This is a genomic window from Micromonospora aridisoli (genome assembly GCF_056150025.1).
The window spans coordinates 352,724-379,618 of sequence record NZ_JAXCFK010000005.1; the positions used below are offsets into that span (position 1 = coordinate 352,724).

Here is a 26,895-nt window from a genome sequence, read left to right on the forward strand (position 1 = left end):
GCAGCGTCACTCCCGCCGGCTGCCTTCCCTGCCGAGGCGTCGCCACTGCCCGGGGGTGAGGCCGTAGGCCGCACGGAAGCGGCGGGTGAAGTGGGTCGGATCGCGGAATCCCCAGCGGCGCGCGACCGCCACGATCGTCCGGTCCCGGCTCTGCGGGCGGAGCAGCTCCTCACGAGCGCCCTCCAGGCGTTCAGTGATGATCCACTGCTCCAGGCTCAGATCGGCTGCGGCGCAGACCTTGTAGAGGTGGCGCAGCGACACGTTGTGGGCGGCGGCGATGCCCGTCGGGGACAGGTCGGAATCGGAGAGGTGCCGCCGGACGTACGCGCGAACCCGAGTGAGCAGCGTCGCGGCCGGGTCGACGGCGTCACGCCCGGCCTGGGCGGCTGACGCCAGCAGGGCCCGGGCGAGTTCGATGCTGGCCGCGCCCAGAGCAGGTGCCGCAGGGTCGGCACTGAGCCGACCCACCGCCGTCACCAGGCCCGCGATGTGCCGGGTGACCAGCGGGTACAACGGACTGGCCGGCAAGCCGCCCAGGGCGCGACGGATGACGTCGACAGGCAGGCCGAGCTGCTCGATGGGCACCTGGAGGCTGCCGGCCGCTCCCGTACCGGACCAGGAGAAGTCGTAGGGGGCGGACAGGTCGACCGCCATCAGCTCGCCGGGGGCGACGAGCGCCCGTCGGCCCAGTTGGTCGTGACGGCCGTCACCGAGTCGCTGGACGGAGAGCGCCACCACGGGCATCACGTCCTGCCGAGCCTGTCGAGCGGTACGCAGCAGCCGGATCCCGGACGATTCGGTGGTGAAGACACTGGCCTCGCCGAGCCGCCACACGCCCATCCGGGCGTACACGTCGCCGCCCGGGTCCTCGTGAATGACGTGGCACGGCGCGGAGGCCTCCGCCATCGCGGTGTGCACCGCCTCGACCCGATCACCAGGCGGCAGCTCCGCGGTGTCCAGGACAATCGCCATCGCGTCACCTCGTCGACGTCGGCACCGGACGTCCGGTGTGCACTGTGGGCCGGAAATCCGTGCACGCACAGCACCAGCACAGGCTCGTCGGACGCCTAAGGTTCCCACGCGCGTGTTACGAGGCGATGCTCCGTGCCACGCCGAGGAAGAGCCTGACGTCGTCAGGCATATGCAGACGCGAGGGAGCTGCCATGACCGCGCCCGACACGATCGTCCTCGTCCACGGATTCTGGGTCACACCCCGCAGTTGGGAAAACTGGGTCGCCCACTACGAATCACGCGGCTTCACGGTGCTGGCGCCCGCGTACCCGGGGTTCGAGGTCGAGGTCGAGGCACTCAACGCGGATCCGTCGCCGATCGTCGACCTCACCGTGCCAAATGTGATCGCCCACCTCACCGAGGTCATCGAGGCGCTCGACGCGCCACCGATCATCATGGGCCACTCCGCGGGTGGCGCCTTCACCCAGATCCTGCTCGACCGTGGCCTCGGCGCCGTCGGTGTGGCGCTCAACTCCGCCCCCACCGAGGGAGTTCTTGTAGTACCGCCATCCCAGCTGAAGTCCACGTTCCCGGTGCTCAAGAACCCCGCCAACCGGCACAAGGCGGTCGGGCTCACCTTTGAGCAGTGGCGCTACGCCTTCACCAACACCTTCAGCGAGGAGGAATCCCGGGTCCTCTACGAGCGCTACCACATCCCGGCCAGCGGCGGAGTCGTCTGGGGCGGCGTGCTGGCCAACTTCCGCCCCGGCCACCAGGACACCTGGGTCGACTACCACAACGACGACCGGCCTCCGCTGCTGTTCATCTCCGGCAGCGAGGACCACATCATGCCGCCGGCCGTCCAACGCTCCAACGCCAAGCACTACAAGTCGAACGCGCTCACCGAAGTCAAGGAGTATGCCGGCTACGCGCACCTGCTGCCCGCGCAGAAGGGCTGGGAGGAGATCGCCGACTACGCCCTCGACTGGGCGCTGCGCCACGCCCGGACCTGACGCGGCGTCCAGAACCAGCCGTGATCAAGAAGTTTGCGTCGGATCGGGGCTCGACGGCCGACGCCACCTTCTTGGTCAATGGGTCGGAGCGCTAACGGGCGGCGGCGAGATCGACCGGGTGGGCGGGCGGGGACAGAGCCGTGGTGGGGCTGTCGGGGGCGATGCGGAGGCGCACGTCGGCCCCGGTGTCGATGCCCAGGGCGAGGAACTCGTTGCGAGTCAGGGTCACGGTGACCGGCTGACCGTCGGCGGTGGTGACCTCGACCCGGATCTCGAAGCCGATCCGGGTGATCCGGCTGACCCGTCCGGGCACGCCGTCGGCGGTGTCGGCCGAGAGCTGGAGGTCGTGGGGACGCACCAACCGGTCGCCGAGCTGGGTGACCGGGCCGAGGAAACGCATGACGAACTCGTTGGCCGGGCGGTCGTACAGGTCGTCTGGCGACCCGATCTGCTCCACCCGCCCGTCGTTGATCACCACGATCTCGTCGGCGACCTCCAGTGCCTCCTCCTGGTCGTGGGTGACAAAGACGGTGGTGACGTGCACCTCGTCGTGCAGCCGGCGCAGCCAGTCCCGCAGTTCCTTGCGGACCTTGGCGTCCAGGGCGCCGAACGGCTCGTCGAGCAGCAGCACGGTCGGCTCCACCGCCAGCGCCCGGGCCAGCGCCATCCGTTGCCGCTGTCCGCCGGAGAGCTGTGCGGGCAACCGGTCACCGAACTGTCCCAGGTGGACCAGCGCGAGCAGTTCGTCGACCCGACGGCGGATCTCGTCCCTGGAGCGCTTGCGGATCTCCAACCCGAAGGCCACGTTCCGGCGTACCGACAGGTGCTTGAACGCCGCGTAGTGCTGAAACACGAAGCCGACGTTGCGCTTCTGCGGTGGCAGCCCGGTGGCGTCGACACCGTCGATCTCGACCCGCCCGGTGTCGGCGCGTTCCAACCCGGCGATGATCCGCAGCAGCGTGGACTTGCCGCCACCGGAGGGGCCGAGCAGGGCGGTGAGCCGACCCGCCGGGATGCTCACCGACACGTCGTCGAGGGCGACGAAGTCTCCGAAACGCTTGCCGACGTGGGAAATCTCGATGCTCAACGCTCTTCCTTCGGCCTGAGAACGGATACGACGATGATGCAGGCCACCGCGACCAGGGCGAGGAGGAAGGCGGTGGCGTACGCACCGCCCTTGTCGAAGTTGAGGTACTTCTCCTCCACCACGAGGGTGGCCGTACGGGTGTCACCGAGCACGTTGCCCGAGACGACCTTGACCGCGCCGAACTCGCCGAGCGAACGGGCGAGACTGAGCACGACCCCGTAGCTCACGCCCCACTTGATGGACGGCAGGGTGATCCGGCGGAAGGTCTGCACGGCGTTGGCGCCGAGGCTGCGGGCGGCCTGCTCCTGCTCGTCGCCGATCTCCTGCAGGACCGGCACGACCTCCCGGATGACCAGCGGCAGCGCCACGAACACGGTGGCCATCACCATGCCCGGCACCGCGAAGATGATCTGAAATCCGGCCGCTTCCAGGGTCGGTCCGAACCAGCCGTCCCGTCCGCCGTAGACCAGGACCAGCGCGAGACCGACGACGATCGGTGAGACCGACAGCGGCATGTCGAGCAGGGCGTTGAGCGTCCGCTTGCCCGGGAAGTCGTAGCGGACCAGCAGGATCGAGATGCCGACACCGAACACCGTGTTGATGACGACGGCGACCACCGCGATCAGCACGGTGAGCCGCAGCGCGTGGGTGACGTCGGGGTCGGTGAGGATGTCCCGCAGGCTGGCGGACCCGTCGGCGAAGGCGTTGCGGCCGACCAGGTACAACGGCCACGCCACCAGGAAGAACAGGTACGCCACCACCACGGCGCGCAGGAGGTGTCGGCCCGGCCGGTGACCGACGGGGGTACGGGCGGCGATCGGGCGGTCAGCCACGGCGCATCACCCTCCGCTGAATGACGTCGAGTACGACGATGACGACCAACGACACGGCCAGCAGCACCACCGCGACCGCCGCCGCGCTCTCCGGGTTGTCGTTCTCGATGCTGCTGAGAATGCGTACCGACGCCACCTCGGTACGCATCGGCAGGTTGCCGGAGAGCAGCACCAGTGAGCCGTACTCGCCGACGGCGCGGGCGAAGGAGAGCGCGGCACCGGCGGCGATGGCCGGGGCGAGGCTGGGCAGGATGATCCGCCGGAACGTGACGTGCCGGCTGGCGCCCAGCGACGCCGCGGCCTCCTCGGCCTCCGGGTCGAGTTCGGTCAGCACCGGCTGCACGGTGCGCACGATGAACGGCAAAGTGACGAAGAGGAAGGCCAGGAAGACCGCGATCCGGGTGTTGGCGATGTTCACCCCGAGCGGGCTGTCCGGCCCGTACAGCGACAGCAGCACCAGGCCGGCGACGATGGTCGGCAGCGCGAACGGGACGTCGATCAGCACCTCCAGCGCTCTTCTGCCGGGGAACCGGTCCCGCACCAGCACCCAGGCGATGAGGGTGCCCATGACGATGTTGACCAGCGTGACGAGCAGGGCGGTGCCGATGGTCAGGCGGATGGTGGCGGCCGTCTGCTCGTTGGTGACCGTCCGCCAGAAGCCGTCCCATCCGCCCTCGGCGGCGGTCACCGCCACGGCGGCGAGGGGGATCAGCACCAGCAGGCTGAACCAGACCATCGCCACGCCGAGCCCCAGGCCGGAGACGCGGGTCAACGGCAGGCCGGCCCGGACCGCCCGGCGGGTGCCCGCCGGGCGGTCCGGTGCCAGGGGCGTCGAGGTCACCTCGCCTTCCCGGAGGCCGCGATGACCTTGGTGACGATGCCCTCGTTCTCGTCGAAGAACTTCGTCGACAGCGCCGACCAGCTCTCGAAGTCGTTGTCGACGGTGAGCAGCTTCTCGGGGGTGGGGAAGGGATTCTTCGGGTCGAGCGCGCCCTCGATGCCGGTGGTGTCGACGCCGTCGATGATGGGCCGGAAGCCGGTGAGCGCGAACTGCCGCTGACCCTGCGGGCCGAGCACGAAGTCGAGCCACTCCTTGGCCTTCGGATCGGCGTCCTTGAGATTCGCACCCGGGTTCTGGATCAGGATGGTGGTGGCGGGCAGGACCCAGTCCAGTTCCTCGCCGTTCTGCCGGGCCAGGATCGTCTCGTTCTCGTAGGCGAGCAGGACGTCGCCGGTGCCGCCGAGGAAGGTGGTGGTGGCGTCGCGGCCGCTGTTGGGCAGCGCGACCACGTTGGCGAAGAGCTTGGTGAGGTACTCCTCGGCCTGTGCCTCGGTGCCGCCGTTGGCGGCGACGTGCCCCCACGCGGCCAGGGCGTTCCACCGGGCGGCACCCGACGAGGCGGGGTTCGGCGTGACGATGCCGATGCCCGGCTGGATCAGGTCGTCCCAGCCCTGGATGTTCCTGGGGTTGCCCTTGCGTACGGCGAGGACCACGACCGAGGAGGAGACGATCCCCTTGTTCGGTCCGTCGTCCCAGCTCTCCTCCACCAGGCCGGCCTCGACCAGCCGGGTGACGTCGCTGCTGACGGAGAAGTGGACGTAGTCGGCCTTCAGGCCGGAGACCACCGCCCGGCTCTGGTCACCGGAGGCGCCGTAGGAGGTCCGGAACCGGACCCCCTTGCCCGCCTCGGTCTTGTTCCACTCTGCGGCGATCGCCTTGTTCGCCGCCTCGGGTACCGCGAAACCGACGATGCTCAAGGTGCTGGAGCTGCCGGCCGCGTCACCGCCACCGCAACCGGCCAGAACCAGACCGACGATGACGGCCAGGGCGCTGACTGATCTGATCCGGTGCCTCATGTGCGAACCCGTCCTCCTCCGGCGCGTACCCGCACCATATAAATCCGATCGATTAGATAGGTAATTCGTCCGTTGTCGAGTCGCGTCTTGGAGCAGCAGTGGGAGACAGTCGGGTCGGGCCCCGATGCCCGGCAGCGCCGCGACAACCTACGCGTCGCGCTCGACCCGCGCGTCGACCCGTCGGCCGAGGCCGCGCACGTCGAGCGCGCACCGAATATCCCACCAACCCGGCAGGTTTTCAAGACTTAGTTCGGGTGGGGCGAACCCGGCCGCAGCGGCACGCCACGCTGGACGGAGGAGCAGCGACACCCCCCGTCACCGGCATTCCCGACAGAAAATGTAGGGATAGTGGCAGGGTTCGGACGGCCAACGTCGTGACGCGTCCGAGGACGCGTCGGGACTGCCGGATCAGGCCGAGCGCATCGCCCGCACCGCCTCCCCGGCGAACAGGCACGCCGCCCGGTGATCGGGGGCGACCTCGGCCAGCACCGGATCGGTCCGGGCGCACTCCGGCCGCGCCTGCGGGCAGCGGGTCCGGAACCGACAGCCGTCCGGCGGATCCACCGGGCTGGGAATGTCACCGCTGAGGATGATCCGCCGACGGTCCCGCTCCACCTGCGGGTCGGCGACCGGCACCGCCGACAACAGGGCGGCGGTGTAGGGATGGGCGGGATCGCGCCAGATCTGCTCCGGCGTGCCGCTCTCCACGATCCGGCCCAGGTACATCACGGCCATCCGGTCGCTCATGTGCTCGACGGCGGCGAGGTCGTGGGCGATGAACAGGTAGGTCAGGCCGAGGTCCCGTTGCAGGCGGCGGAGCAGGTTCATGATCTGCGCCTGCACGCTCAGGTCGAGCGAGGCGATCGGTTCGTCCAGCACGATCAGGTCCGGCTCGCCGGCCAGGGCGCGGGCGATACCGACCCGCTGCCGCTGGCCGCCGGAGAGTTCGTGCGGATGCCGGTCGGCGAGGTCACCGCGCAGTCCGACCATGTCGAGCAGCTCCTCGACGCGGCGGCGACGGGCGACGCCACCATCGGTGAGCCGGTGCACGATCAGCGGTTCGGCGATGCTCGCCCCGATGGTGAGCCGGGGGTCCAGGGATGCCTGTGGGTCCTGGAACACCATGGCGACGCGGCGGCGAAGTGCCCGCAGCCGTCGCCGGGACCACCGGGTGACGTCCTGCCCGGCCACGCGGACAGTGCCGGAGGTGGGGTCCACCAGCCGCAGCAGCGCCAGCCCCGTGGTGGACTTGCCGCTGCCCGACTCACCGACCAGCCCCAGCGTCTCGCCGCGGCGTACCCGCAGGGACACGCCGTCCACGGCGCGGACCACACCGGCCGGCGTCGGAAACCACACGGCCAACTCGTCGAGTTCGGCCACGACCTCGTCCGGCTCCCGCTGTTTCGGCACCGCGGGGTGCGTCCCGCTGTCGGTCGGCACCGGCGCACCGGCCACCCGCTGAGGCTCGCTCATCGGCCCTCCCCGTCGGGCGTCCCCGGGTAGAAGGTGCGGACCTGGTGCCCGGTCGACACCGACACCAGCGGTGGCACCTCGTGCTCGCAGCGCGCGTCACCGCGTACCGGGCAGCGGGGCCAGAACGCGCAGCCCGCAGGCAGGTCCAACGGGCTGGGCGGCGCGCCGGCGATGGTGGCCAGGTCCGCGTCGCCGGCCGCCGGGTCCGGGCGGGCGGCCAGCAGGGCCCCGGTGTACGGGTGCGACGGCTGACCGAATACGGCGTCGACCGGTCCCTGTTCGAGGATCCGGCCCCCGTACATGACGGCCACGGTGTCGGCGATGCCGGCGACGACACCGAGATCGTGGGTGATCCAGACGACTGCCGTGCCGAGGCGCTGTTGCAGGTCGGCGACCAGCTCGACGATCTGGGCCTGGGTGGTGACGTCGAGGGCGGTGGTCGGTTCGTCGGCGATCAGCAGGTCCGGTTCGCAGGCCAGTGCCATCGCGATCACGACCCGCTGGCGCATGCCGCCGGAGAACTGGTGTGGGTACGCGTCGACCCGCTGCCCCGCCGACGGGATGCCGACCATGTCCAGCAGCTCGACGGCACGGGACCGGGCCGCCCGCCGGGTCAGCCCGAGGTGCTCCTCGGCGGCCTCGGTGACCTGCCGGCCGACGGTGAGCACCGGGTTGAGCGAGGTCATCGGGTCCTGGAAGACGAAGCCGATGTGTCGCCCGCGTAGTCGGCGGCGGCGTTCCTCGGTCAGCCCGGTGAGTTCCGTGCCGAGCAGGTGCACGCGCCCGGTCACCCGCGCGGTGCGCGGCGCCAGCCCGGTGGCGGCGAGCACGCTCATGCTCTTGCCGCTGCCGGACTCGCCGACCAGCGCGAGGGTCTCCCCCGGCCGCACCGACCAGTCGACCCCGGCGACGGCCCGGGCCATCCCGCGCCGGGTGCCGATGGTGACGGTGAGGTCCTCGACGGCCAGTACCGGCGTCATGCGGTGCTCCTCCTGGCTTCGCTGACGGTGAGCTGGCGGGGATCGAGCACGTCCCGCAGCGCATCACCGACCAGGTTGAACGCCAGGACGGTGAGGAAGATGGCCGCGCCGGGGAAGAAGCCCAGCCACCACGCCTCGGTGACGAAACCACGGCCGTCGAACAACATCCGCCCCCAGGCGGGGTCGGGTGGCTGCACGCCGAGGCCGAGGAAGGACAGCGCCGCCTCGGAGAGGATCGCGAAGGCCAGGGAGAGCGACGTCTGCACGATCAGTGGTGCCGCGATGTTCGGCAGCACGTGCCGTCGCATGATCCGCAGGTCGGAGGCGCCGACGGAGACGGCGGCCCGGACGAAGACCTGTTCCCGCACCGAGAGCACGCCGGCCCGGGTCACCCGGGCGAAGATCGGTGTGTAGACCACGCCGATCGCCACCATCGCGGTGACCAGCCCCGGGCCGAGCACCGCCACGATGGCCACCGCGAGCAGCAGGACCGGGAACGCGAAGAGCACGTCCATGCAGCGCATCAGCACGTTGTCGAGCCAGCCGCGGTAATAGCCGGCGAACAGACCGAGGGTCACCCCGACCACCAGCGCGATCCCGACGCTGACCAGGCCGACCTGCAACGACACCCGGGCGGCGACCATGACCCGGCTGAGCACGTCGCGGCCCAACTCGTCGGTGCCGAACGGGTGTGCCCAACTGGGCGGCTGGAGCATCCGGTCGACGTCGACCTCGTTGATCCCCGACGGCGCCAGCCAGGAGCCGCCCACGCCCGCCACGACCAGCACCATCAGTACCAGGCTGCCGGTCATGGCCAGCGGATCGCGCCGCAGCGCCGACAGGGCCCGGCGCAGTTGCCCCTCGCGGTGGACCTGCTGCTCGCTCATTTGACCGTGATCCTTGGATCGAGGCGGGCGTAGAGGATGTCGACCAGCAGATTGACCAGGAGGAACAACGCCGCCACCAGCAACACCGCGCCCTGCAGCACCGGGTAGTCGCGGGCCTGGACCGCGTCGTAGGTGAGCCGCCCGATGCCGGGCCAGGCGAACAGCACCTCGATCACGATCACCCCGCCGAGCAGGCTGGCCAGTTGCACCGCCACGACGGTCACCACCGGGATGAGGGCGTTGCGCAGCACGTGTCGCAGCACCACCACCCGGGTCCGCAGCCCTTTGGCCTCGGCGGTGCGGACGTAGTCCTCGGAGAGCACCTCCAGCATCGACGAGCGGATGAACCGGGTGAGGATCGAGGCGGTGACCAGGCCGACCGTGGCGGCGGGCAGCGCCACGTGGGAGGCCCAGCGGGCCGGGTCCTCGGTGAGCGCGACGTACCCCGACGGTGGCAGCCAGCCGAGCATCCCGGAGAAGAGCAGGATGCCCATGATGCCCATCCAGAAGTCCGGCACCGAGACGCCGAACTGGCTGAACACCCGGGCGGCGTGGTCGATCAGCGATCCACTGCGGATGGCCGAGACGATCCCCAGCGGAAAGGCGATCACCATCGCGAACACCACCGCGGTGAGCGCCAGCGACAGCGTCGCCGGCAGCCGTTCCAGCACGATCGCGGTGACCGGGCGTCCACTGCGGAAGCTGACACCGAGGTCGCCGGTCAGCGCCCGCCGCAGGTAGTCGAAGTACTGCACGACGAGGGGCTGGTCCAGCCCCGCCCGGGCCCGCAGCGCCTCGTACGTCTGCGGGTCGAAGCGGGTGCCCAGCGCGACCCGGACGGGGTCACCCGGCACCAGTTGAAGCAGCAGGAACACCACGAGGGTCACGCCGAGCAGCACGACGGCCGACTGCAACAGCCGACGGATGACGAAGCGGGCCACCTGAGGTCCCCCGCCGGCTCACCGGGCGAGGGCCACGTCGCGGAACCGGATCGCCCGGTCGGTGCGTACCTCGTAGCCGGTGACCTTCTTGGACCAGCCCTGGGCGACGTCGGGGTTGTAGAGGTAGATGTAGCTGGCGTCGTCCACGATCTGCTTGGCCACCTGGTCGTACTGCTGCTTGCGGGCCGCCTGGTCGGTTTCCGTCCGGGCCTGGTCGAGCAGCCGGTCCACGTTCGGGTTGGCGTACTTGTGGAAGTTGAACGTGCCGTCGCTGTGGTGCTGGGCGTAGTAGAACTCGTCGGGGTCGATGTTGCCCAGCCAGCCCAGCATGAACGAGTCGAACCTGCCGGCACCCTGCTCGTCGAGCCACTGCGCGAAGTCCAGCGTACGGATCTTGACGGTGATCCCGACGGCTTCCAGCTGCGAGGCGATGACCTGGGCGGCGGTGACCGTCTCCGGGTACTCGCTGGTGACCATGAGGTCCATGCTCAGGCCGCTCACTCCGGCCTGGTCGAGCAGCTGTCGCGCCTGGTTCACGTCGTGCGAGTACGGCGCGTACTCGTAGTGGAAGGCGCTGTTCTGCGGGATGGCCGTCTGGTTGACCGTCGCCAGTCCGAACTTGGCGGCCTTGGTGATCGCCTCGCGGTCGAGCGCGAAAGCGATCGCGCGCCGCACGTTCACGTCGTCGTACGGCTTGCGGGCCTGGTTGAGCGCGAGGTACCAGTAGTCGGTCGAGGGGACCGACTGCACCGTCGGGTCGTCCCCGTCACGCAGCGCGGGCACCTGCTGTGGCGGCAGGTTGTCGGTCCAGTGCGCCTCCCCGCCGCGCAGGTTCTGCAGGGCGACGGTGGGATCGCTGACGAAGGTGAACCGCACGCCGTCCAGCTTGGGCTTCTCGCCCCAGTAGTTGTCGTTGCGGACCAGCCGGATGCTGTCGCCGGAGCTGTAGTTCTCCACGGCGAACGGACCGCTGCCGATCGGCTTGGTGGTGATGTCACCGGATTCCACGTTGGACTTCTGGACGATCGCCACGCCCTTGAAGCCACCGAGGTTGGCCAGCAGGTTCGGGGTCGGCGCGTTGAGGGTGACCACGACGGTCCGGGGGTCGGACGCCTCTATCGACTTCACCGTGCCGAACCGGTACGCGTTGTTCAGCTTCTCGTCGATGATCCGGTTGTACGAGTAGACGACGTCCTCGGCGGTCAGCGGCGAGCCGTCGGAGAACGTGACCCCCTCGCGGAGGGTGAACGTCCAGGTCAGCTGGTCCTCGCTGGTGGTCCACTCGGTGGCCAGGGACGGCTTCATCTCCAGGTTCGCGTCCGGCTCGACGAGCGTGTCGAAGACGTTCTCCAGCACTTGGAAGCTGTAGTAGGCGGAGGTCTTGTGCGGGTCGAGCTGGTCGGGTTCGCCGCCGATCGCGGCGTTGAGCACGCCACCGGAGCCCGTGTCGTTGCCGTCGACGTCGACGCCCTCGCCCGCGCTGCAGCCGGCCACGGCGGCGAGCATCAGGGCGATCGTCGCGCCGGTCAACCTGAATCTGGTCCTGGACATGGTCCTCCCCCGGGATTCTTCCGGCAGTCGATCTCGCCCCACGCTAACCGCAAACGCAGCGGTCGGCAGGTCTCGCCTCCCGGGTAGCGGGGATCGCCGCCGTTCCGTGACCATCGCGCGGGGCACGGGCGGCACCCCCTACGGACAGTTGTTGCTCGTCAGCCGCAGGGTGTACTCGGCGTCGTCGTGGGTGATGCCCGAGGGGACGCCGTCGAACCAGGTCTCCACCTTCTGCCAGCCGCGCCGCTGCTCGTAGTGCAGGTGCGGGGCGCCGGAGTTGCCGGTGCTGCCGATGCGGCCGATCTGCTGGCCCTGGACGACCCGCTGGCCGACCTGCACCAGCGGCGGCTCCAGCAGGTGCAGGTACTGGGTCTCCCAGCGCCCGCCGTGGTCGATCTTCACCCAGTAGCCGCCGCCCCGGCCCCGTGGGCCGTCCGGGTTGTCCGGGGTACGGCCACCCAGCTCACCGTTGATCCCGGCGACGCTGACAGTGCCGTCGTACGAGGCGAGCACCGGCTGACCCCACGGGTCGCCGGAGAGCGGGAAGAAGTCCACGTCGTAGTCACCGTGGCCGGGGTAGGTGCCCACCTGCCACGTCTCGCCGCACCCGACCGGCATCTGGAAAAGCGGGCGGGGACCCGCCGGACGGAGCACGATCACGGCCGCCACGGCCAGGGCGGTCACCACACCGAGGGTGGACAGGAGCCCGAGCCTGGTGCGGCGGTTGCGGCGGTGCGGGCGGGGGTGGCCGGTGGTCACTTGCCGATCATGGCAGACGCCGGCAACCCCCGTCGGCCGCCATCAGGCGGGCACCGCCGGCACGGCGGTACCTGTCGGCACCGGTGCGGGCACCGGGATCACCACCACCGGGCAGGTCGCCTTGCGTACGCACTCCTCGCTGACCGAACCGAGCACGGTGTGCCGCAGCCGGCCGTGCCCGTGGCTGCCGAGCACCAGCAGGTCGGCGTCGCGGGCGGCGGCGGTGAGCACGTCGGCCGGCCGACCCTCGACGACCTCGGCCGCGACCGGCGTCACCGACGCGTCCCGGGTCACCTCGGCGATCTCCCTGGCCAGCAGCGCGGTGGCCCGTTCCTCCTCCTCGATCGGGTTGGGCGCGACCATGGCACCACCGTCCAGACCATCCCACCGCCAGGCGGTGACCGCCTGCACGGTGCCCTTGCGCTCGGCCGCCTCGTGGGCCGCCCACCGCAGGGCGCGCCGCCCACCGTCCGAACCATCGACGCCGACAACGATCAGGTATGTCATCGTCCTCACTCCTCTCCGTCTGCCTCCAGTGCAGCGTGCGCACCGGTGCCCGGACCAGCAGCCGAGGTCCTGACCCGAGGGGCCGGAAGTCCCGGCGGCCATGGGAGGGGGCATGGGACCGGGATTGTGAGCGGTCACGATCACCTGATAGACATCACACGTCCGACCGGCTCGGGTGCAACGCGGTGACTGGGGGCGACGTGAAGCTGTTGCGGGTGGGCGCGCCGGGGCGGGAATCGCCCGCGCTGCTGGACGAGGTCGGTCAGCTGCGTGACCTCCGCGGGCTGATCGGTGACGTGGACGCCGCCTTCCTGGCGTCCGACGGCCCGGCTCGACTGGCCACCATCGACCCGAACGACCTGCCGGTGCTCGATGGCGCCGGTCTGCGGATCGGTCCCCCGCTACGCCCCGGCAAGATCGTCTGCATCGGGCTGAACTACCGCGATCACGCCGCCGAGACCGGGGCGGCGCTGCCCACCGAGCCGGTGGTCTTCCTCAAGGCGGCGGACACGGTGGTCGGTCCCGACGACCCGGTGCTGGTGCCCCGCGGCAGCACCAGGACCGACTGGGAGGTGGAACTCGCCGTCGTCGTCGGACGCACGGCACGCTACCTGCCGTCGGTCGAGGCCGCATTGGCGTGCGTCGCCGGGTACGCCATCTCCCACGACGTCTCGGAGCGGGAGTTCCAGCTCGACCGGGGCGGCCAGTGGGACAAGGGCAAGTCCTGCGAGACGTTCAACCCGTTCGGCCCGTGGCTGGTGACCGCCGACGAGATCCCGGACCCGCAGGACCTGCGGCTACGACTGTGGGTCAACGGCGTGCTGCGGCAGGACGGCACCACCAAGGACATGGTCTTCCCGGTGGCCGAGATCGTCCGCTACCTGAGCCAGTTCATGGTGCTCTATCCCGGTGACGTCATCAACACCGGCACCCCGGCCGGCGTCGCCCTCGGGCAGCCGGAGCCCAAGCCGTATCTGACCGCCGGTGACGTGGTCGAGTTGGAGATCGACGGCCTGGGCCGGCAGCGGCAGACCCTGGCCCCGGCATGACCGGCGTCGAGCACCGGTTCGCCGGCAGGAGCGGCGCGGGCGAGTTCGCCGGGCTGGCGGCGCTGGTGACCGGTGGCGCCTCCGGCATCGGGCTGGCCACCGCCACCCTGCTCGCCGAGCGGGGGGCTCGGGTGGCCTGCCTGGACCTGAACCCGCAGGACGTACCGGAGCCGCTGCTCGGGCTGGCCGCCGACGTGACCGACGACGCGTCCGTACGGGCCGCGGTCGCCGCGGCGCACACCGCGTTCGGCGGACTCGACATCCTGATCAACAATGCGGCCGTCGGCGCGGTCGGCACCGTGGAGACCGACGGCGACGAGGAATGGCACCGGGTGCTCGACGTCAACGTGGTCGGCATCGTCCGGGTGACCCGGGCCGCCCTGCCGCACCTGCGCGCCTCGGCACATGCCGCGATCGTCAACATCGGTTCCATCGCCGCCTGGCTCGGTCTGCCGCGACGGGCGCTCTACAGCGCCAGCAAGGGCGCGGTCCAGGCCCTCACCCTGGCGATGGCCGCCGACCTCGTCACCGCCGGCATCCGGGTCAACTGCGTCAACCCGGGTACGGCGGACACCCCCTGGGTGCGTCGGCTGCTCGACGCCGCCGAGGATCCGGCGGCGGAACTGGCCGCGTTGCGGGCCCGCCAGCCCACCGGTCGACTCACCACCCCGCAGGAGGTGGCCGCCGCCGTCGCGTACCTGGCCAGTCCGCTGTCCGGGTCGACCACCGGCAGCGTGCTCGCCGTCGACGGCGGGATGCACGGCCTGCGGCTTCCGATGTAAGGAAGGGCACCTTATTAACGCCTCGTGTATAGCAGGGGCCCCTTCTTAACACGTGCTCAGTGGACCCGTCCGACCGCCGGGCCCGCCTTGAGGACGGACCGGCGGACCACCGCGCAGCCCGGATCACCGGGATGGCCCGGTCCCACCACGTCGCCGCGGACGTCGGCGACGATGGTGGCCAGCAGGTCCCGGCTGGACCGCAACGACTCGATCTTCTCGGTCAGCTGGTCCAGTTCGCCCTGAAGAGTGTCGGCCAGGCGGGCCCGGTCGGCCGGCTCGTCGGGGATCGCCGCGCGGCCGTCCAGCAGGAACTTCAGCGCCTGCCCGACCACTCCGGACGGCAGCGACGCCGACAGCATGCACCGGATGCGGGCCACCCGGTCGACGTCGTCCTCCTGGTAGCTGCGGTATCCCGACTCGGTGCGTACGGGCGACAGCAGGCCCTGCTCCTCGTAGTAGCGCAGCATCCGCACCGAGGCGCCGGTCCGCGCGCTCAACTCACCGATCCGCATCACTTGACTCTAACGTCGATGTCAGGCTTTAGCGTCCCTCCGTGATCGTCTATGTGCTCCTCGTCTGCTCATTCGCCGTGGCCACCGCCGAGTTCGTGCTGGTCGGCCTGCTCCCCCAGGTCGCCGCCGACCTGGACGTGTCCGTTGCCGCCGCCGGGCAACTGGTCACCGCGTACATGATCGTGGTGACCGTCGGCGGTCCGGTGGCCACCGTGCTGACCCGCCGGCTGCCGCGTCGTGAACTGCTCGCCGGCACCATGGCGCTGGCCGCGGTGTCGGCGGTGGTCAGCGCCATGGCCACCTCGTACGCGATGCTGCTGTTGGCGCGGCTGGGCTCGGCGCTGGCCCAGGCGCTGTTCATGGCGGTGGCCTCCCAGGTGGCCATGGCCTCGGTACCGCCGGAGCGGCGGACCGTCGCGGTGGCCCGGCTCTTCGGCGGATTCGCCCTGGCCACCGTGCTCGGTCTGCCGCTGGGCAGCCTGATCGGCGAGGCGTACGGCTGGCCGGCCACCTTCGTGGCCGTGGCTGGCCTGGCCGCCGCCGGACTGCTCGGCGTCCTCGTCTTCTGCCCCCGCATTCCCGATCCGCCGCCGGCCGGCGTCCGCGACAGCATCGGCGCGATGCTGCGCCCCACCGTCTACGCCGGACTCGCGGTCACCCTGCTGGCGCTGACCGGCTTCGTGGCCGCCTTCACCTACGTCGCCCCGATGCTGCGCACCGTCACCGGGTTGAGCCCCGGTTGGGTGAGTGTCGGTCTGGTCGGCTACGGCCTGGGCACCATCGCCGGCAATCTGCTCGCCGGTCGGGTACGCCCCGACGCGATCACCCGCCGACTGCCGGCCGCCGTCGGCGCCCTGACCCTCATCCTGCTGGCGCAGCCGCTCCTGCTGCCGGTGGCCCCGCTGGCACTGGCGGGGCTGGCCCTGTTGGGCGCGGCGGCGTTCCTGGTCGTGCCGCTGGTCCAGACCTGGCTGATGAGCCAGGTCGACGCGGGCACCACCGGCCTGGTCGCCGCCGTCAACATCTCGGTCGCCGGGGCCGCCGGAGCACTCGGTGCCGCGCTCGGCGGAACGGTCCTCGCGGTCGGGCTCGGCCCGACCTGGATCGGCCCGGTAGCCGCCGTCTCCGTCCTGGCTGCGACCGTCGTCGCCACCGGCATCGCCCGGGTCTCCTCTCGTGGGACTGCGTCCGAAGCACTGCTCCCGTGATGAGGCAGGCGCTCCCCGCTCGGCGGCGTCCCCACGGTGCACGGGTAACTGGGTCGCCGGCTCCGGCTCCGCCCGCTATGGTCCGCCGCATGCGGCTGCAGACGATCACACCGGAGAACTACGAGGCGGCACTCGCCCTGTCCGTCCGCCCCGACCAGGAGGATCTGGTCGCCCCGGTGGTCAAGTCGCTCGCCGAGGCGTACGTCTATCCCGAGCACGCCTGGCCGAGACTGATCTACAACGGTGACGCCCTGGTCGGGTTCCTGATGGCGTTCCTGGACATCCCGTGGGACCCCGAGCGCGATCCCGACGATCGACGGTCCGGCCTGTGGCGGCTGAACATCTCGGCCGACGCACAGGGACGCGGCTACGGCCGCTTCGCCGTCGAGGCCGTCTGCCGGGAGATCAGGGCCAGAGGTGGCACCCGGGCGTACGTCACCTGGGAGCCCCGGGCCGGCGGACCGGAACCCTTCTACCTCAAGCTGGGCTTCCGGCCGACCGGCGAGAAGAGCGGCGGCCAGACCGTCGCCGTCCTCGATCTGTGACATGGCGTCGCGGCCGGCCGGGTCCCAGGATGGGGTGACGATGGAACGGGCGTTCCTGCGGCCGGACGACGTGCGCGACCTGGCCAGTGGATGCTGAACCTGGCCGAGCACAACATCAAGAAAGCACTCGCCGATCCGTGGCAGCCGGGGTAGACGACACGCCGGTCAGTTGCCACCTTTACCGCCACGGATCCCCAGGTGATGTGGATCAAGAGGGCACGAAGAGGCGTTTGTGCTCGGCGGCCAGCACCTCTCGGACCAGTTCGGCCTCGGAGAGGTCAACCGCTTCGGGGCTCGACGCCGCCGTGTCGCTGACCCGGGCGTACTCGTCGAAGATGCGCCGCTTCCCCGCCAGCAGTTCGGTGATCCGCTGGTCGACGCCCTCCTCGGAGAGCAGCCGGTGGACCTGCACGGCCTGGACCTGTCCCATCCGGTGGGCGCGGGCGATGGCCTGCGCCTCGGTGGTCGGCTTGAGCTGGGGTTCACAGATGACCACGACGGACGCGGACTGGATGTTGAGCCCGACGCCACCGGCCACGATCTGCGCCACGAGGACGGCCCCGTGGCGGACGGCCGAGAACTCGTCGACCATCTGCTGGCGGTGGTTCGCTGGTACCGACCCGGTCAGTGGCCCGAACACCGGCCCGGGCAGGGCTCGGGCGACCAGGTCGAGCACCTCCCGGAAGTGGGAGAACACGATGACCCGGCGCTCGTTCTCCTCCGCTTCGCCGACGATCTCGATCAGGCGCCGCATCTTCGTGGACCGGGCCGCCTGGAGCATGGCCGCCTGGCGCATCTCCATGAAGTTCCCGCGCCGGACCGCCTCACGGTAGCGGCTGGTGTCCGCGGCCGACATCGGCAGCCACTCGTCGACCTCGATGAGGTCGGGAAGCTCGGTGAGCACGTCCTCCTGGTTGCGGCGGAGATACGCCGGGGCGATCTGCCGCCGGAACCGCTTGGGCGACAGATCGGTGGCGTCGACGGTGAGGTCGGGACGGACGTAGGAGGCGAGGTTGCGGAACTCGTCGACCCGGTTCTCCAGTGGTGTACCGGTGAGCAGGATGGCCCGTTCGGCGCGGACGACGATCTCCTTCGTCCTGATCGTCCGCTGCGCCTGCGGGTTCTTGATGTAGTGGGCCTCGTCGACCACGACACAGGCCAGGTTCGACAGCTCCCGCAGGGCCGGCGCCCACCAGGCGAGGGTCTCGTAGGTGGTGATGGCCACACCCCCGTCACGGGTCCAGAGACGGGCCGCGCGCTCGCGTCCCGGGCCGTGGACCCGGTGCGGACGCAGCGTCGACTTGCCGGCGATTTCGCGGACCCAGTTGGTGACCACTGCGGCCGGGCACACCACCAGGAAATGGGTGCTTCCCCTGCTGTGCAGGTGCGCGAGGACGGCCATCGCCTCGACGGTCTTACCGAGGCCCATCTCGTCGCCGATGATGACCTTGCGCTGCACGAGGGCGAAGCGGGCCGCGAAGCTCTGATAACCACGCAACGAGGCGGTCAGGTGGGTACCGTCGAGCGCCTGGTCACGTACCGCCTGGATGATCTCCTCTGGGAGATCGCCGTGCACCGCGTTCTCGTCGTCGGTCACGAAGCCCAGCTCGGCGAGCATGGCGAAGTAGTCGGCGGGTCGGGTGAGGAAGTCGTGCCACGGGTCCACCCGCCGGCCCCGCCGGCCGGGTGCGGACGAACCACGGAGCAGTTCGGCTCGCCGTTTGACGATCCGGATACTCTCGCGCAGCTCGCTGGCGGCGAGCCCTCGGGTCGGCACCACGAGGAGGTGGCTGGTCCTGCGGTTGATGGTCCTGCCCAGCGGCGCGAGTTCGGCGGCGCGTTCGAGGTCGGCCGCCGCACCGCGGGTCCGCCGGTGCGCGTCCCACTCGGCGAGGCACCGCAGCAGGTGAGTGGTCTCCGGGTGGCGATGGTCGACGTCGATGCGGACCGGTGTCTCGTCGTACGTCGTCCGCCAGAGGGTGCGGGCTGCGCCGATCATGCGGCGGGCCGAGGTCTCCCCGAGGCCCGGCAGCGCCTGGAGGGACACGTCGGCCTGCAGCACGTCCTGCACGCTGTGGATGCCCGCCTCCGGAAGCGGTCCGAGTCGGAGCCGGTCGCGGGTTACCCTCCGTAACGCGTCCACCGGCATGTCCCGCAGGATCCGTCGCACCTCGGCGTGTCTGACCTTCTCGCCCGCGTCGCGTACCGCCGAGCGGTACGCGGCTTCGCCGGCTACGACCTTGTCGATGGCGGCCAGCGCCTCCGGCAGACCGGCGAAGACCGACCGGTCCACCAGTTCGGGCTCCGGTCCCGTCCGCTCGGCGACGAGAGCGAAGCGCAGAGTCGGGTCGAGCAGGTCCTCGATCCTCGCCCGCGCCGGATCGAGAGTCCCGGTGTGCACGCCGAGGCGCGCCAGTCGCTCCGGGCCTCCGACGCCGATGACGTCCGGGTGTCGATGACGCAGGAACTCGCCAGCGGTCAGCGCCGCCTGCCTCACCGCAGGCCCGGCGAAGAAGCGGCGTACGCCGATCATGGGTGCGATGTCGGCGACGGCGCGGGGTGCCTCGTCGGTGAGCAGCCGCAGCAGGGCCCGGTCGGCCGGCTCGATCGCGGGTAGCAGGGCCCGTTCCCGCAGGCGCTGGACGACGTCGCGATCGCTCTCCCGCAGCGCCAGCACGCGCCACCCGGCCCGGCCGGAGCGGCTGACCAGGACGCTTCGTGCGCGCATGGCCTCTTCCACGGTGCTGGCCGCGCCCTGGACGGCCCGGTGCCAGGTTTGCACGTCCTCGGCGAGACGAGTCCACCGCCTGAAGTCCGCCGTGAGGCGGCGGAACTCGTCACGCTCGATCCTGTCCATGCCCGCCCGAAGATGCCGAGGTCCCGATCTGTGGCAGTTGTAGCAGTCGACACGCCGGGCAGGGAACACCTGCCCGGCCACAGATCACCGATCGCGTGAGCTGTCAGCCCGGGGCGGGGCCGTTGTCGACCAGGCGGAAGCGGGTGGTCAGTGGCGCGTCACCCAACTCCTCCAGGATCAGACCACGGGTCGGCGAGTTCTGCAGGTACGCCCAGTTGCTGCTGATCGCGTACGTCGGCGCGCCACCGCGCTGCCCGTCCCGGACGACCGTGAACTGTTGCCTCGGTTCCTCCGGCGCGCAGGCGGCACCGACCACGCGTAGCGGCTGGCTGCCCGAGGACCGCACCTCCCAGCACGTGTCGGTCAGGTCGTCACCCCGCTCGGCCACCCGGACCAGGTAGGTGCCGTCGCCCTGCGGCGTGAACACGAACAGTTGCCGGCCCTCGTCGCCGTCGACCTCGGCGAGGCGGCCGTCGTCGAGCAGGGACAGCCCGCCGCTCTGCTCGGCCGCGCGGACGACGGTCACCTGCCGCTGCCCCGACAGCAGCGGATCGTCGATCGCGGTGCCGCCGGGTGGGCCGGAGCTTCCGGTCGGGCCGGGGCTGGCTGACGCGGTGGTCGGGCCGGCCGGTTCGACGGGCGCGGAGTCGGGCCCACCGGCGAGGCGGACCAGGACCGCGCCGGCACCGAGGACACCGACGAGCACGGCGCCCGCGACGACGGTGGTGGCCTGGCGGCGGCGACGGCGGGTGTCGCCGCGGCGGCGGATGTCCACGGCGGTCGGCACCCTTCCCTGCCGGCCGTGCCGGTCCAGTGCGCGCAGGGCGTCGTCGAGATTCGGCTCAGGACCCATTCCTGCCTCCCCCGCCGGTGGTCTCGTACTCCCCGTCGCTCAGGTGAGCGGCCAGTGCCCGGCGTCCCCGGGCCAGCCGCGTCTTGACGGTGTTCACATTGCTCCCGATCTCCGCCGCGATCTCGGTCACACCGAGCCCGACCAGGTGATGCAGCACCACCACGCGCCGCTGCTCGGCGGGGATGCGGCGAAGTGCCGACACCACCGCCACATGGTCGACAGAGGTCGTCTCGACCTGTTGCCCGGCCACCTCCCGTCGGTGGGCGCGCAGCCGGTTCACCGTCTTGCGCCACGCGCTCACCGCGATGCGGTACGCGACGCTGCGTACCCACGCCTCCGGGCTGTCGCACTCCCGGACCGACGCCCAGCGGTCCCACGCTCTCGCGTACGCCTCCGCCACCGCGTCCTCGGCCTCGGCCCGGCTGCCCACCATGGCGGACAGATGGCCCAGTACCCGCTGCGCCGACGCCGAATAGAAGGCGTCGAACTCCTCAGCGTCGCGCATCGCTCACGTTCCCACCCGCTGCTGTCGTTGCTGGTCGTGACCCCGGCGCATGGCGGACGGACGCCCCCGGGCCGGTGCCGGGGGCGTCGCCGACCGCACTACCGTCGGGGAGCCGGCCCGGTGTCGTTGAACCGGAAGCTACTCGCCGGAGGGGCATCTCCCAACTCCTCCATGATCAGCCCGAACCGCGCGGAGTCCCGCAGGTACGCCCACCGGTTGCTGATCAGGTATTCGCGGGGCCCGCCGCCGGGCGCGGCGATGATCTCGAACCGCTGGGCGGGATCGCTCGCCCGGCAGGTCGCCCCCCGCACGTACAGCGGCCGCGTGTCGCCCGGGTTGCGTACCTGCCAGCAGAGCGGCTGCCCGGTGCCGCCACCGTAGTACGACTTGATCAGGAACTGGCCCGAACCCACCGGCGTCGGTACGAACACCTGCCGGCCCTGGTCGTCGTCCACCTCGGCCAACCGGCCGCCGTCGAGCAGCGCCAGCCCCGACTCGAAGGCACCGACCCGAACGATGGTGACCCGACGCTTGCCGGACAGCAGCGGATCCGCGACCTGCTGCGGCCGGGACGCGGGCGCGGCCGCCGCGCCACCGGCCGGCCGGGCCCCGTCCGCCGCCACACCCGTCGGAGCGTCGCCGGACGGCAGACCGCCGCCCACCGCCACGCCCGCCGGAGCGTCAGCGGCCGGCCGCGATCCGTCCCCCGCCGCGCTCGCCGGACCGTCACCGGAGGCCGGCACCACGCTGTACACCCCTACGACGACGCCGGTCAGCACCACCAGGCCCGCACCGGCGAGCCACCTACCCAGCACCACGATTCCTCCCGAGCCGCTCAGCACCGGGGCCGTCCGCCCGGTCGGCGGGTGGTCCCTGGTCGTTCAGCGGGATGACGCGTGAGTGCGGTGGGAGGTTTCACCGTTCGAGGCCGTATTCCGGGCACCGGTCGGTGCCGCGAACGGACCGGCCGGAGCCGGTCAGCGCAGCGACACCAGCCGCATCCCGGTGCGGATCAGCACGACCGCGCCACCGGCGGCCATGACCAGGCCGATGCCGGGCATCAACTGGCCCCAGGCACCGGTGCTGGCGCTGAGGCTGATCAGCCGGGCGACCTGCCAGCCGACGATGACGGCGACGACCAGCCCCGGAAACAGGCTGTGGGCGATGGCCACCTTCCGGTACGGCAGCAGGGCGCCCGCGATGGCGAGGAACGCCACGCTCAGGGTCCACAGGCCGGGCCCGGCCAGGCCGGAGAGCGAACCGAACGGCGTGATGACCCAGGGCAGCAGCGAGCCGACCAGCGCGAGCAAGCCGCCGACGATCATGCCGAGACTGCCGGCGTGGAGGATGCGGCGGCGAGCCGGAGCGGCGGTGGATGCGGTGTCGGCCATGTCCGGATGCTAGGCGCTCACCGCCGTTGACCGAACCGACAGATCGGTGAGCGGTCGCGCGGTATCGGTGGGCGGCCGACGCAAATCCACGAAGAACCTCAAAAGCGGACAAGTTGGCGCCCGGTACCGCCCCGGTCGACCGTTCACGGGGTCCAACGGACCGCTCGGCGACCTGAAGCCGCACCTGACCGGATCAACTCTTGCCTGGCCAAGCTGCGTCACGTTCGCTTCCCAGACTGAAGGTGTGACCGACCGCACAACCGCGTCGAGCAGCACGGTGACACGGACGGGCGGATCGGGCCACGGCACCAGCACCGCGTCACCACCAACCGGGCGCCGTGTCGCAGGCCCCTCGCCGGATCAACCGGTTCCATACCGACTAGGAGGCTCCAGACATGACCGAGGTAACCCCCGATAAGGAAACCCGTGGCGGTGAACCGCCACCGTCGGCACCACCACCGGCGTCGCCGCCGGACAACGGCTGGCGCAAGGAGTACTGGAGCCGGAATCTGCGGCTCATGGTGATCCTGCTGGCCATCTGGTTCATCGTCTCGTTCGGCTTCGGAATCCTGCTGGTCGAACCGCTCAACAACATTGTCATCGCTGGATTCCCACTCGGGTTCTGGTTCGCCCAGCAGGGATCCATCTACGTCTTCGTGATTCTGATTCTGGTGTACGCGAAGATGATGGATCGCCTCGACGACCAGTTCGGTGTCGATGAGCAGGAGAACCAGGGGGCTGGCAAATGAGTCAGATCCAGACCTGGACCCTCGTCTTCATCGTCGCCTCCTTCGCCGTCTACCTCTACATCGCCTGGCGCAGCCGGGTAAAGGAGACCGCCGGCTTCTACGTGGCCGGTCAGGGTATCCCCACGATCGCAAACGGTGCCGCGGTGGCCGCCGACTGGATGTCGGCCGCGTCGTTCATCTCGATGGCCGGGCTCATCGCGTTCCTCGGCAGCGACGGCACCATCTACCTGATGGGTTGGACCGGCGGCTACGTGCTGCTGGCCCTGCTGATCGCTCCCTACCTGCGCAAGTGGGGCAAGTTCACCGTTCCCGAGTTCGTCGGTGACCGGTACTCGGAGACGGTACGCACCATCGCCGCCGTCGCCGCGATCATCATTTCCTTCACCTACGTGGTGGGGCAGATGCGCGGTGGCGGAATCGTCTTCAGCCGATTCCTGAAGCTGGACGTGACCCAGGGCGTCATCCTCGCCGCGGTCATCATCGGCCTGTACGCGGTGCTCGGCGGCATGAAGGGCATCACCTGGACCCAGGTGGCGCAGTACACCGTGCTGATCACCGCCTACCTGATCCCCGCCGTCGCGGTGGCCCAGCAGATGACCGGCATCCCGATCCCGCAGGTGTCGTTCGGGCAGATCCTCGACGAACTCAACGCGATCAGCGTCGAGATGGGGCTGAACCAGTACACCGAGGCATTCGCGGCCCGGCCGCAGATCGACGTCTTCCTGGTCACCATGGCGCTGATGATCGGTACTGCCGGACTACCCCACGTGATCGTCCGCTTCTACACCACCAAGAGTGTGCGGGGCGCCCGGTACTCGGCGTTCTGGGCGTTGTTCTTCATCGCCCTGCTCTACACCACCGCCCCCGCGGTGGGCGCCTTCACCAAGCTGAACCTGCTCCGGGACGTCAACGGGGTCTCCGCCGACGCGTTGCCCAGCTGGATCGAGAACTGGGCGGCCACCGGCCTGGTCACCGTCAGCGACAGCGCAACGACGATCAACACGGTCAGCAACAACGCGACCTCCGGAGCCGACCTGATCGTCAACAACGACATCCTGGTTCTCGCCAGCCCGGAGATCGCCGGCCTGCCGGCACCGATCGTGGGTCTGGTGGCGGCCGGCGGCATGGCCGCCGCGATGTCCACCGCGGCGGGTCTGCTGCTGGTCATCTCGTCGTCCTTCTCGCACGACCTGTACTTCCGTCGGGTCAAGCGGGACTCCACCGACCAGCAGCGGCTGCTCGCCGGCCGGATCGCGATGGGCCTGGCGGTCCTGGTCTCCATCTACGCCGGCATCAACCCGCCCGCGTTCGTGGCGCAGGTGGTCGCGTTCGCGTTCGGTCTGGCGGCGTCGACTTTCTTCCCGGCCATCGTGCTCGGCATCTTCTGGAAACGATGTAACGCCACCGGTGCGGCGGCCGGCATGGTTTCCGGTCTGGTCTTCACCGCCAGCTACATGATCTACACGCTGCCGGTGTTCGGCACCGCGGCCAACCCGCACATCTTCGACATCAGCCCGGAGGGCATCGGCACCATCGGTGCCATCGTCAACTTCATCGTGACGATCGTGGTGTCCAAGATGACGGCACCGCCACCGGACGAGATCGTCGAGATGGTGGAGAGCATCCGCTACCCGGCCACCCGGCGGGAGGTGACCGCCGGCACGACGGCCGACGCCGCCTGAGCCACCCGTCCACCACCGAGATGAACCACCGGTCGCCGGTCCCACCATCGACGTTGGGGCCGGCGACCGGCCGTCTCGGCGAGCTGGCAGTGTCGTTGGGTGAGGCATCCCCTTCCCCCAGGGTGATCAAGGGCTTACCGTGAGTCCGGCACTCGGGCCGACGAGCGGAGGTCCCGTATGGCGGAGTTCGACTACATCGTGGTCGGTGCCGGCTCGGCCGGGTGCGTGCTGGCCAACCGACTGACCGAGGACCCGGGTGCGCGGGTGCTGCTCATCGAGGCCGGCGGCTGGGACCGCAGCCCGTGGGTACGCATCCCCAAGGGGTTCAGCCGGTTGATGGACGACCGGCGTACCGCCTGGCACTACCCCGCCGAGGTGCGGCCGGGCCAGCACGAGACCTGGCAACGCGGCCGCCTGATCGGCGGCTCAAGCTCGATCAACGGCATGGTGTACGGGCGCGGCGACCGGATCGACTACGACGAGTTGGAGAGCCTCGGCAACCCTGGATGGGGCTGGGACACCATGCTGCCGATCTTCAAGCGGTTGGAGGATCACCCGCTCGGCGCGTCCGACGCACGCGGTGTCGGCGGGCCGCTGCGCCTGTCCACCGCCACCGGCACCGACGAGGTGTGCGAAGACACCATCGCCGCCGCCGAGGAGCTGGGCTGGCGCCGGGTCGACGATCTGAACGCCACCGAGGACGAACGTATCGGCTACCTGACGGCGACGATCCGCGACGGCCGCCGCAGCAGCGCCGCCGACGCCTTCCTGCACCCGGTTCGGCACCGGCCCAACCTGACCGTCCTCGTCGACACGGTCGTGCTGCGCGTCCTGATCGAGCAGGGTCGCGCGGTCGGCGTACGCACCCGCGAGGGTCGTAGCACGGTGGACCACCGGGCCACCGCCGAGGTGGTGCTCGCCGCCGGCGCACTCGCCACGCCCCAGCTGCTGCAGGTCTCCGGGATCGGTCCCGCCGACACGCTACGCGAGGCCGGCGTGACCGTGCTGTTGGACCGACCCCGGGTGGGCACCGGTATGCGCGAGCACCGGACGACGCCGATGCAGTTCCGGCTGACCGGACGGGCCGGCTACAACCCACGGCTGAGCGGCCCGCTGGGACAGGCCCGCGAGATGCTGCGTTACCTGCTGACCCGCCGAGGACCGCTCGCCCTGCCGGTGTACGACCTCGGCGCGTACATCCGCTCCGCGCCGGAGGTCGCGCATCCCGACGCTCAGCTGCTGATCGCGCCGTTCTCAGCAGCACCACGACGGCCCGGCCGGGCGATCGAGCTGGAGTCCGAGTCGGGGCTGATGGCCCAGATCACCGTCACCCGGCCGGAGAGCGAGGGCAGCCTCGCCATCGCCTCGGCCGACCCGGCGACCCCACCCCGGATCGTCGCCAACTACTTCGACGCGGCACACGACCGACAGGTCGCGGTCGGCGCCTTCCGGCGTGCCCGGGAGCTGTTCGCCACCGCGCCGCTCGCCAAACGGATCTCGGCGGAGACCCTGCCCGGTACCGCGGTGCAGGACGACGGCGATATCATTGAGGCCGGGTTGGCGCTGGGCTACTGCGGCTATCACGCGATCGGCACCTGCGCCATGGGCCCCGACGACGACCACGTGGTCGACCCGCAGCTGCGGGTACGCGGCGTGACCGGCCTGCGGGTGGTGGACGCCTCGGTGCTGCCGATCCTGGTCTCCGGCTACCTCAACGCCCCGGTGATGGCCCTGGCCTGGCGGGCGGCCGATCTCATGCTCGCTGCCTGACTCCTCCGCTCGCCACCACCTCGACAACCGGACGGGCCGGGAGACGCCGCAGCTCGTCATGGGTGTGAGTTGAGTTACCTCTTGATCAGGTGGGAATCAGCGCGCCAGTAGCGGGTTGGAGCAAGATATGACCATCGCACCACAGTCCGCGCC

At 70.6% G+C, this 26,895-nt stretch carries 26 protein-coding genes; 8 read left to right on the forward strand and 18 right to left on the reverse strand.

Annotated features, from left to right (window positions below):
- Positions 1-6 precede the first annotated feature (6 nt).
- Complete coding sequence (locus SM447_RS13640) at positions 7-972, reverse strand: helix-turn-helix domain-containing protein (protein ID WP_474573128.1); 966 nt, start codon at positions 970-972, stop codon at positions 7-9.
- Between the two features lie 191 nt (positions 973-1,163).
- Here SM447_RS13640 and SM447_RS13645 point away from each other — a divergent pair, with 191 nt between their 5' ends.
- Positions 1,164-1,964 carry an alpha/beta hydrolase gene (locus SM447_RS13645; RefSeq protein WP_474573129.1) on the forward strand — a complete coding sequence of 267 codons (801 nt, stop codon included), beginning with the start codon at positions 1,164-1,166 and terminating at the stop codon, positions 1,962-1,964.
- A 91-nt stretch (positions 1,965-2,055) separates the two neighbouring features.
- Here SM447_RS13645 and SM447_RS13650 read toward each other — a convergent pair whose 3' ends face one another.
- The 11 genes from SM447_RS13650 to SM447_RS13700 form a co-directional block, all read right to left on the reverse strand.
- Entirely contained in the window at positions 2,056-3,051 is a 996-nt protein-coding gene (locus tag SM447_RS13650) for a sulfate/molybdate ABC transporter ATP-binding protein (protein WP_474573130.1), read from the reverse strand.
- Positions 3,048-3,884 (reverse strand): sulfate ABC transporter permease, encoded by an 837-nt coding sequence (locus SM447_RS13655; protein ID WP_474573131.1) that lies wholly within the window; start codon positions 3,882-3,884, stop codon positions 3,048-3,050. Before SM447_RS13655 ends, SM447_RS13650 begins: the two co-directional genes overlap by 4 nt.
- Positions 3,877-4,725 (reverse strand): sulfate ABC transporter permease subunit CysT, encoded by an 849-nt coding sequence (gene cysT, locus SM447_RS13660; RefSeq protein ID WP_474573132.1) that lies wholly within the window; start codon positions 4,723-4,725, stop codon positions 3,877-3,879. The genes SM447_RS13655 and cysT overlap by 8 nt, the downstream gene beginning before the upstream one ends.
- Entirely contained in the window at positions 4,722-5,741 is a 1,020-nt protein-coding gene (locus SM447_RS13665) for a sulfate ABC transporter substrate-binding protein (RefSeq protein WP_474573133.1), read from the reverse strand. Before SM447_RS13665 ends, cysT begins: the two co-directional genes overlap by 4 nt.
- Positions 5,742-6,149: 408 nt before the next feature.
- A complete protein-coding gene (locus SM447_RS13670) occupies positions 6,150-7,214 on the reverse strand; it encodes an ABC transporter ATP-binding protein (protein ID WP_474573134.1) in 1,065 nt (354 codons plus the stop codon).
- Positions 7,211-8,194, reverse strand: a complete 984-nt coding sequence (locus SM447_RS13675; protein WP_474573135.1) for an ABC transporter ATP-binding protein — start codon at positions 8,192-8,194, stop codon at positions 7,211-7,213. The genes SM447_RS13670 and SM447_RS13675 overlap by 4 nt, the downstream gene beginning before the upstream one ends.
- The gene (locus SM447_RS13680; protein WP_474573136.1) at positions 8,191-9,081 is read right to left on the reverse strand and encodes an ABC transporter permease; all 891 of its coding nucleotides are present in this window, start codon (positions 9,079-9,081) and stop codon (positions 8,191-8,193) included. The genes SM447_RS13675 and SM447_RS13680 overlap by 4 nt, the downstream gene beginning before the upstream one ends.
- Entirely contained in the window at positions 9,078-10,022 is a 945-nt protein-coding gene (locus SM447_RS13685; protein ID WP_474573137.1) for an ABC transporter permease, read from the reverse strand. The genes SM447_RS13680 and SM447_RS13685 overlap by 4 nt, the downstream gene beginning before the upstream one ends.
- A gap of 18 nt (positions 10,023-10,040) precedes the next feature.
- Positions 10,041-11,573, reverse strand: a complete 1,533-nt coding sequence (locus SM447_RS13690) for an ABC transporter substrate-binding protein (protein WP_474573138.1) — start codon at positions 11,571-11,573, stop codon at positions 10,041-10,043.
- A 138-nt stretch (positions 11,574-11,711) separates the two neighbouring features.
- A complete protein-coding gene (locus SM447_RS13695; protein ID WP_474573139.1) occupies positions 11,712-12,332 on the reverse strand; it encodes a M23 family metallopeptidase in 621 nt (206 codons plus the stop codon).
- A 42-nt stretch (positions 12,333-12,374) separates the two neighbouring features.
- Positions 12,375-12,839: a universal stress protein gene (locus tag SM447_RS13700; RefSeq protein ID WP_474573140.1), complete on the reverse strand. Its 465-nt coding sequence runs from the start codon at positions 12,837-12,839 to the stop codon at positions 12,375-12,377.
- 185 nt (positions 12,840-13,024) lie between these two features.
- Between SM447_RS13700 and SM447_RS13705 the strand changes: the two genes are divergently transcribed.
- Together SM447_RS13705 and SM447_RS13710 are read left to right on the forward strand one after the other, a co-directional pair.
- Positions 13,025-13,888: a fumarylacetoacetate hydrolase family protein gene (locus tag SM447_RS13705; RefSeq protein WP_474573141.1), complete on the forward strand. Its 864-nt coding sequence runs from the start codon at positions 13,025-13,027 to the stop codon at positions 13,886-13,888.
- Positions 13,885-14,670: an SDR family NAD(P)-dependent oxidoreductase gene (locus tag SM447_RS13710; RefSeq protein ID WP_474573142.1), complete on the forward strand. Its 786-nt coding sequence runs from the start codon at positions 13,885-13,887 to the stop codon at positions 14,668-14,670. Before SM447_RS13705 ends, SM447_RS13710 begins: the two co-directional genes overlap by 4 nt.
- Positions 14,671-14,726: 56 nt before the next feature.
- Here SM447_RS13710 and SM447_RS13715 read toward each other — a convergent pair whose 3' ends face one another.
- Positions 14,727-15,182, reverse strand: a complete 456-nt coding sequence (locus SM447_RS13715) for a MerR family transcriptional regulator (protein WP_474573143.1) — start codon at positions 15,180-15,182, stop codon at positions 14,727-14,729.
- 41 nt (positions 15,183-15,223) lie between these two features.
- On the opposite strand from SM447_RS13715, the gene SM447_RS13720 reads away from it, so the two are divergent.
- A complete protein-coding gene (locus tag SM447_RS13720; protein ID WP_474573144.1) occupies positions 15,224-16,390 on the forward strand; it encodes an MFS transporter in 1,167 nt (388 codons plus the stop codon).
- A gap of 89 nt (positions 16,391-16,479) precedes the next feature.
- Positions 16,480-16,935 carry a GNAT family N-acetyltransferase gene (locus SM447_RS13725; RefSeq protein ID WP_474573145.1) on the forward strand — a complete coding sequence of 152 codons (456 nt, stop codon included), beginning with the start codon at positions 16,480-16,482 and terminating at the stop codon, positions 16,933-16,935.
- Positions 16,936-17,143: 208 nt separating this feature from the next.
- On the opposite strand, the gene SM447_RS13730 is transcribed toward SM447_RS13725, so the two are convergent.
- The 5 genes from SM447_RS13730 to SM447_RS13750 all read right to left on the reverse strand — a co-directional run bounded on the left by SM447_RS13730 (position 17,144) and on the right by SM447_RS13750 (position 22,541).
- Positions 17,144-19,792 carry a DEAD/DEAH box helicase gene (locus SM447_RS13730; protein ID WP_474573146.1) on the reverse strand — a complete coding sequence of 883 codons (2,649 nt, stop codon included), beginning with the start codon at positions 19,790-19,792 and terminating at the stop codon, positions 17,144-17,146.
- Positions 19,793-19,895: 103 nt separating this feature from the next.
- Positions 19,896-20,645 carry an RICIN domain-containing protein gene (locus tag SM447_RS13735; protein WP_474573147.1) on the reverse strand — a complete coding sequence of 250 codons (750 nt, stop codon included), beginning with the start codon at positions 20,643-20,645 and terminating at the stop codon, positions 19,896-19,898.
- A complete protein-coding gene (locus SM447_RS13740) occupies positions 20,635-21,150 on the reverse strand; it encodes a sigma-70 family RNA polymerase sigma factor (RefSeq protein ID WP_474573148.1) in 516 nt (171 codons plus the stop codon). The genes SM447_RS13735 and SM447_RS13740 overlap by 11 nt, the downstream gene beginning before the upstream one ends.
- Before the next feature lie 98 nt (positions 21,151-21,248).
- Positions 21,249-21,968: an RICIN domain-containing protein gene (locus SM447_RS13745; RefSeq protein WP_474573149.1), complete on the reverse strand. Its 720-nt coding sequence runs from the start codon at positions 21,966-21,968 to the stop codon at positions 21,249-21,251.
- 159 nt (positions 21,969-22,127) lie between these two features.
- Positions 22,128-22,541: a hypothetical protein gene (locus SM447_RS13750; RefSeq protein ID WP_474573150.1), complete on the reverse strand. Its 414-nt coding sequence runs from the start codon at positions 22,539-22,541 to the stop codon at positions 22,128-22,130.
- Positions 22,542-22,936: 395 nt separating this feature from the next.
- Here SM447_RS13750 and SM447_RS13755 point away from each other — a divergent pair, with 395 nt between their 5' ends.
- The 3 genes from SM447_RS13755 to SM447_RS13765 all read left to right on the forward strand — a co-directional run bounded on the left by SM447_RS13755 (position 22,937) and on the right by SM447_RS13765 (position 26,742).
- Positions 22,937-23,290, forward strand: a complete 354-nt coding sequence (locus tag SM447_RS13755) for a DUF4212 domain-containing protein (protein ID WP_474573151.1) — start codon at positions 22,937-22,939, stop codon at positions 23,288-23,290.
- Positions 23,287-24,972 carry a sodium:solute symporter family protein gene (locus SM447_RS13760; RefSeq protein ID WP_474573152.1) on the forward strand — a complete coding sequence of 562 codons (1,686 nt, stop codon included), beginning with the start codon at positions 23,287-23,289 and terminating at the stop codon, positions 24,970-24,972. Before SM447_RS13755 ends, SM447_RS13760 begins: the two co-directional genes overlap by 4 nt.
- A 177-nt stretch (positions 24,973-25,149) precedes the next feature.
- Entirely contained in the window at positions 25,150-26,742 is a 1,593-nt protein-coding gene (locus SM447_RS13765; protein ID WP_474573153.1) for a GMC family oxidoreductase, read from the forward strand.
- The last annotated feature ends 153 nt before the right edge of the window (positions 26,743-26,895 follow it).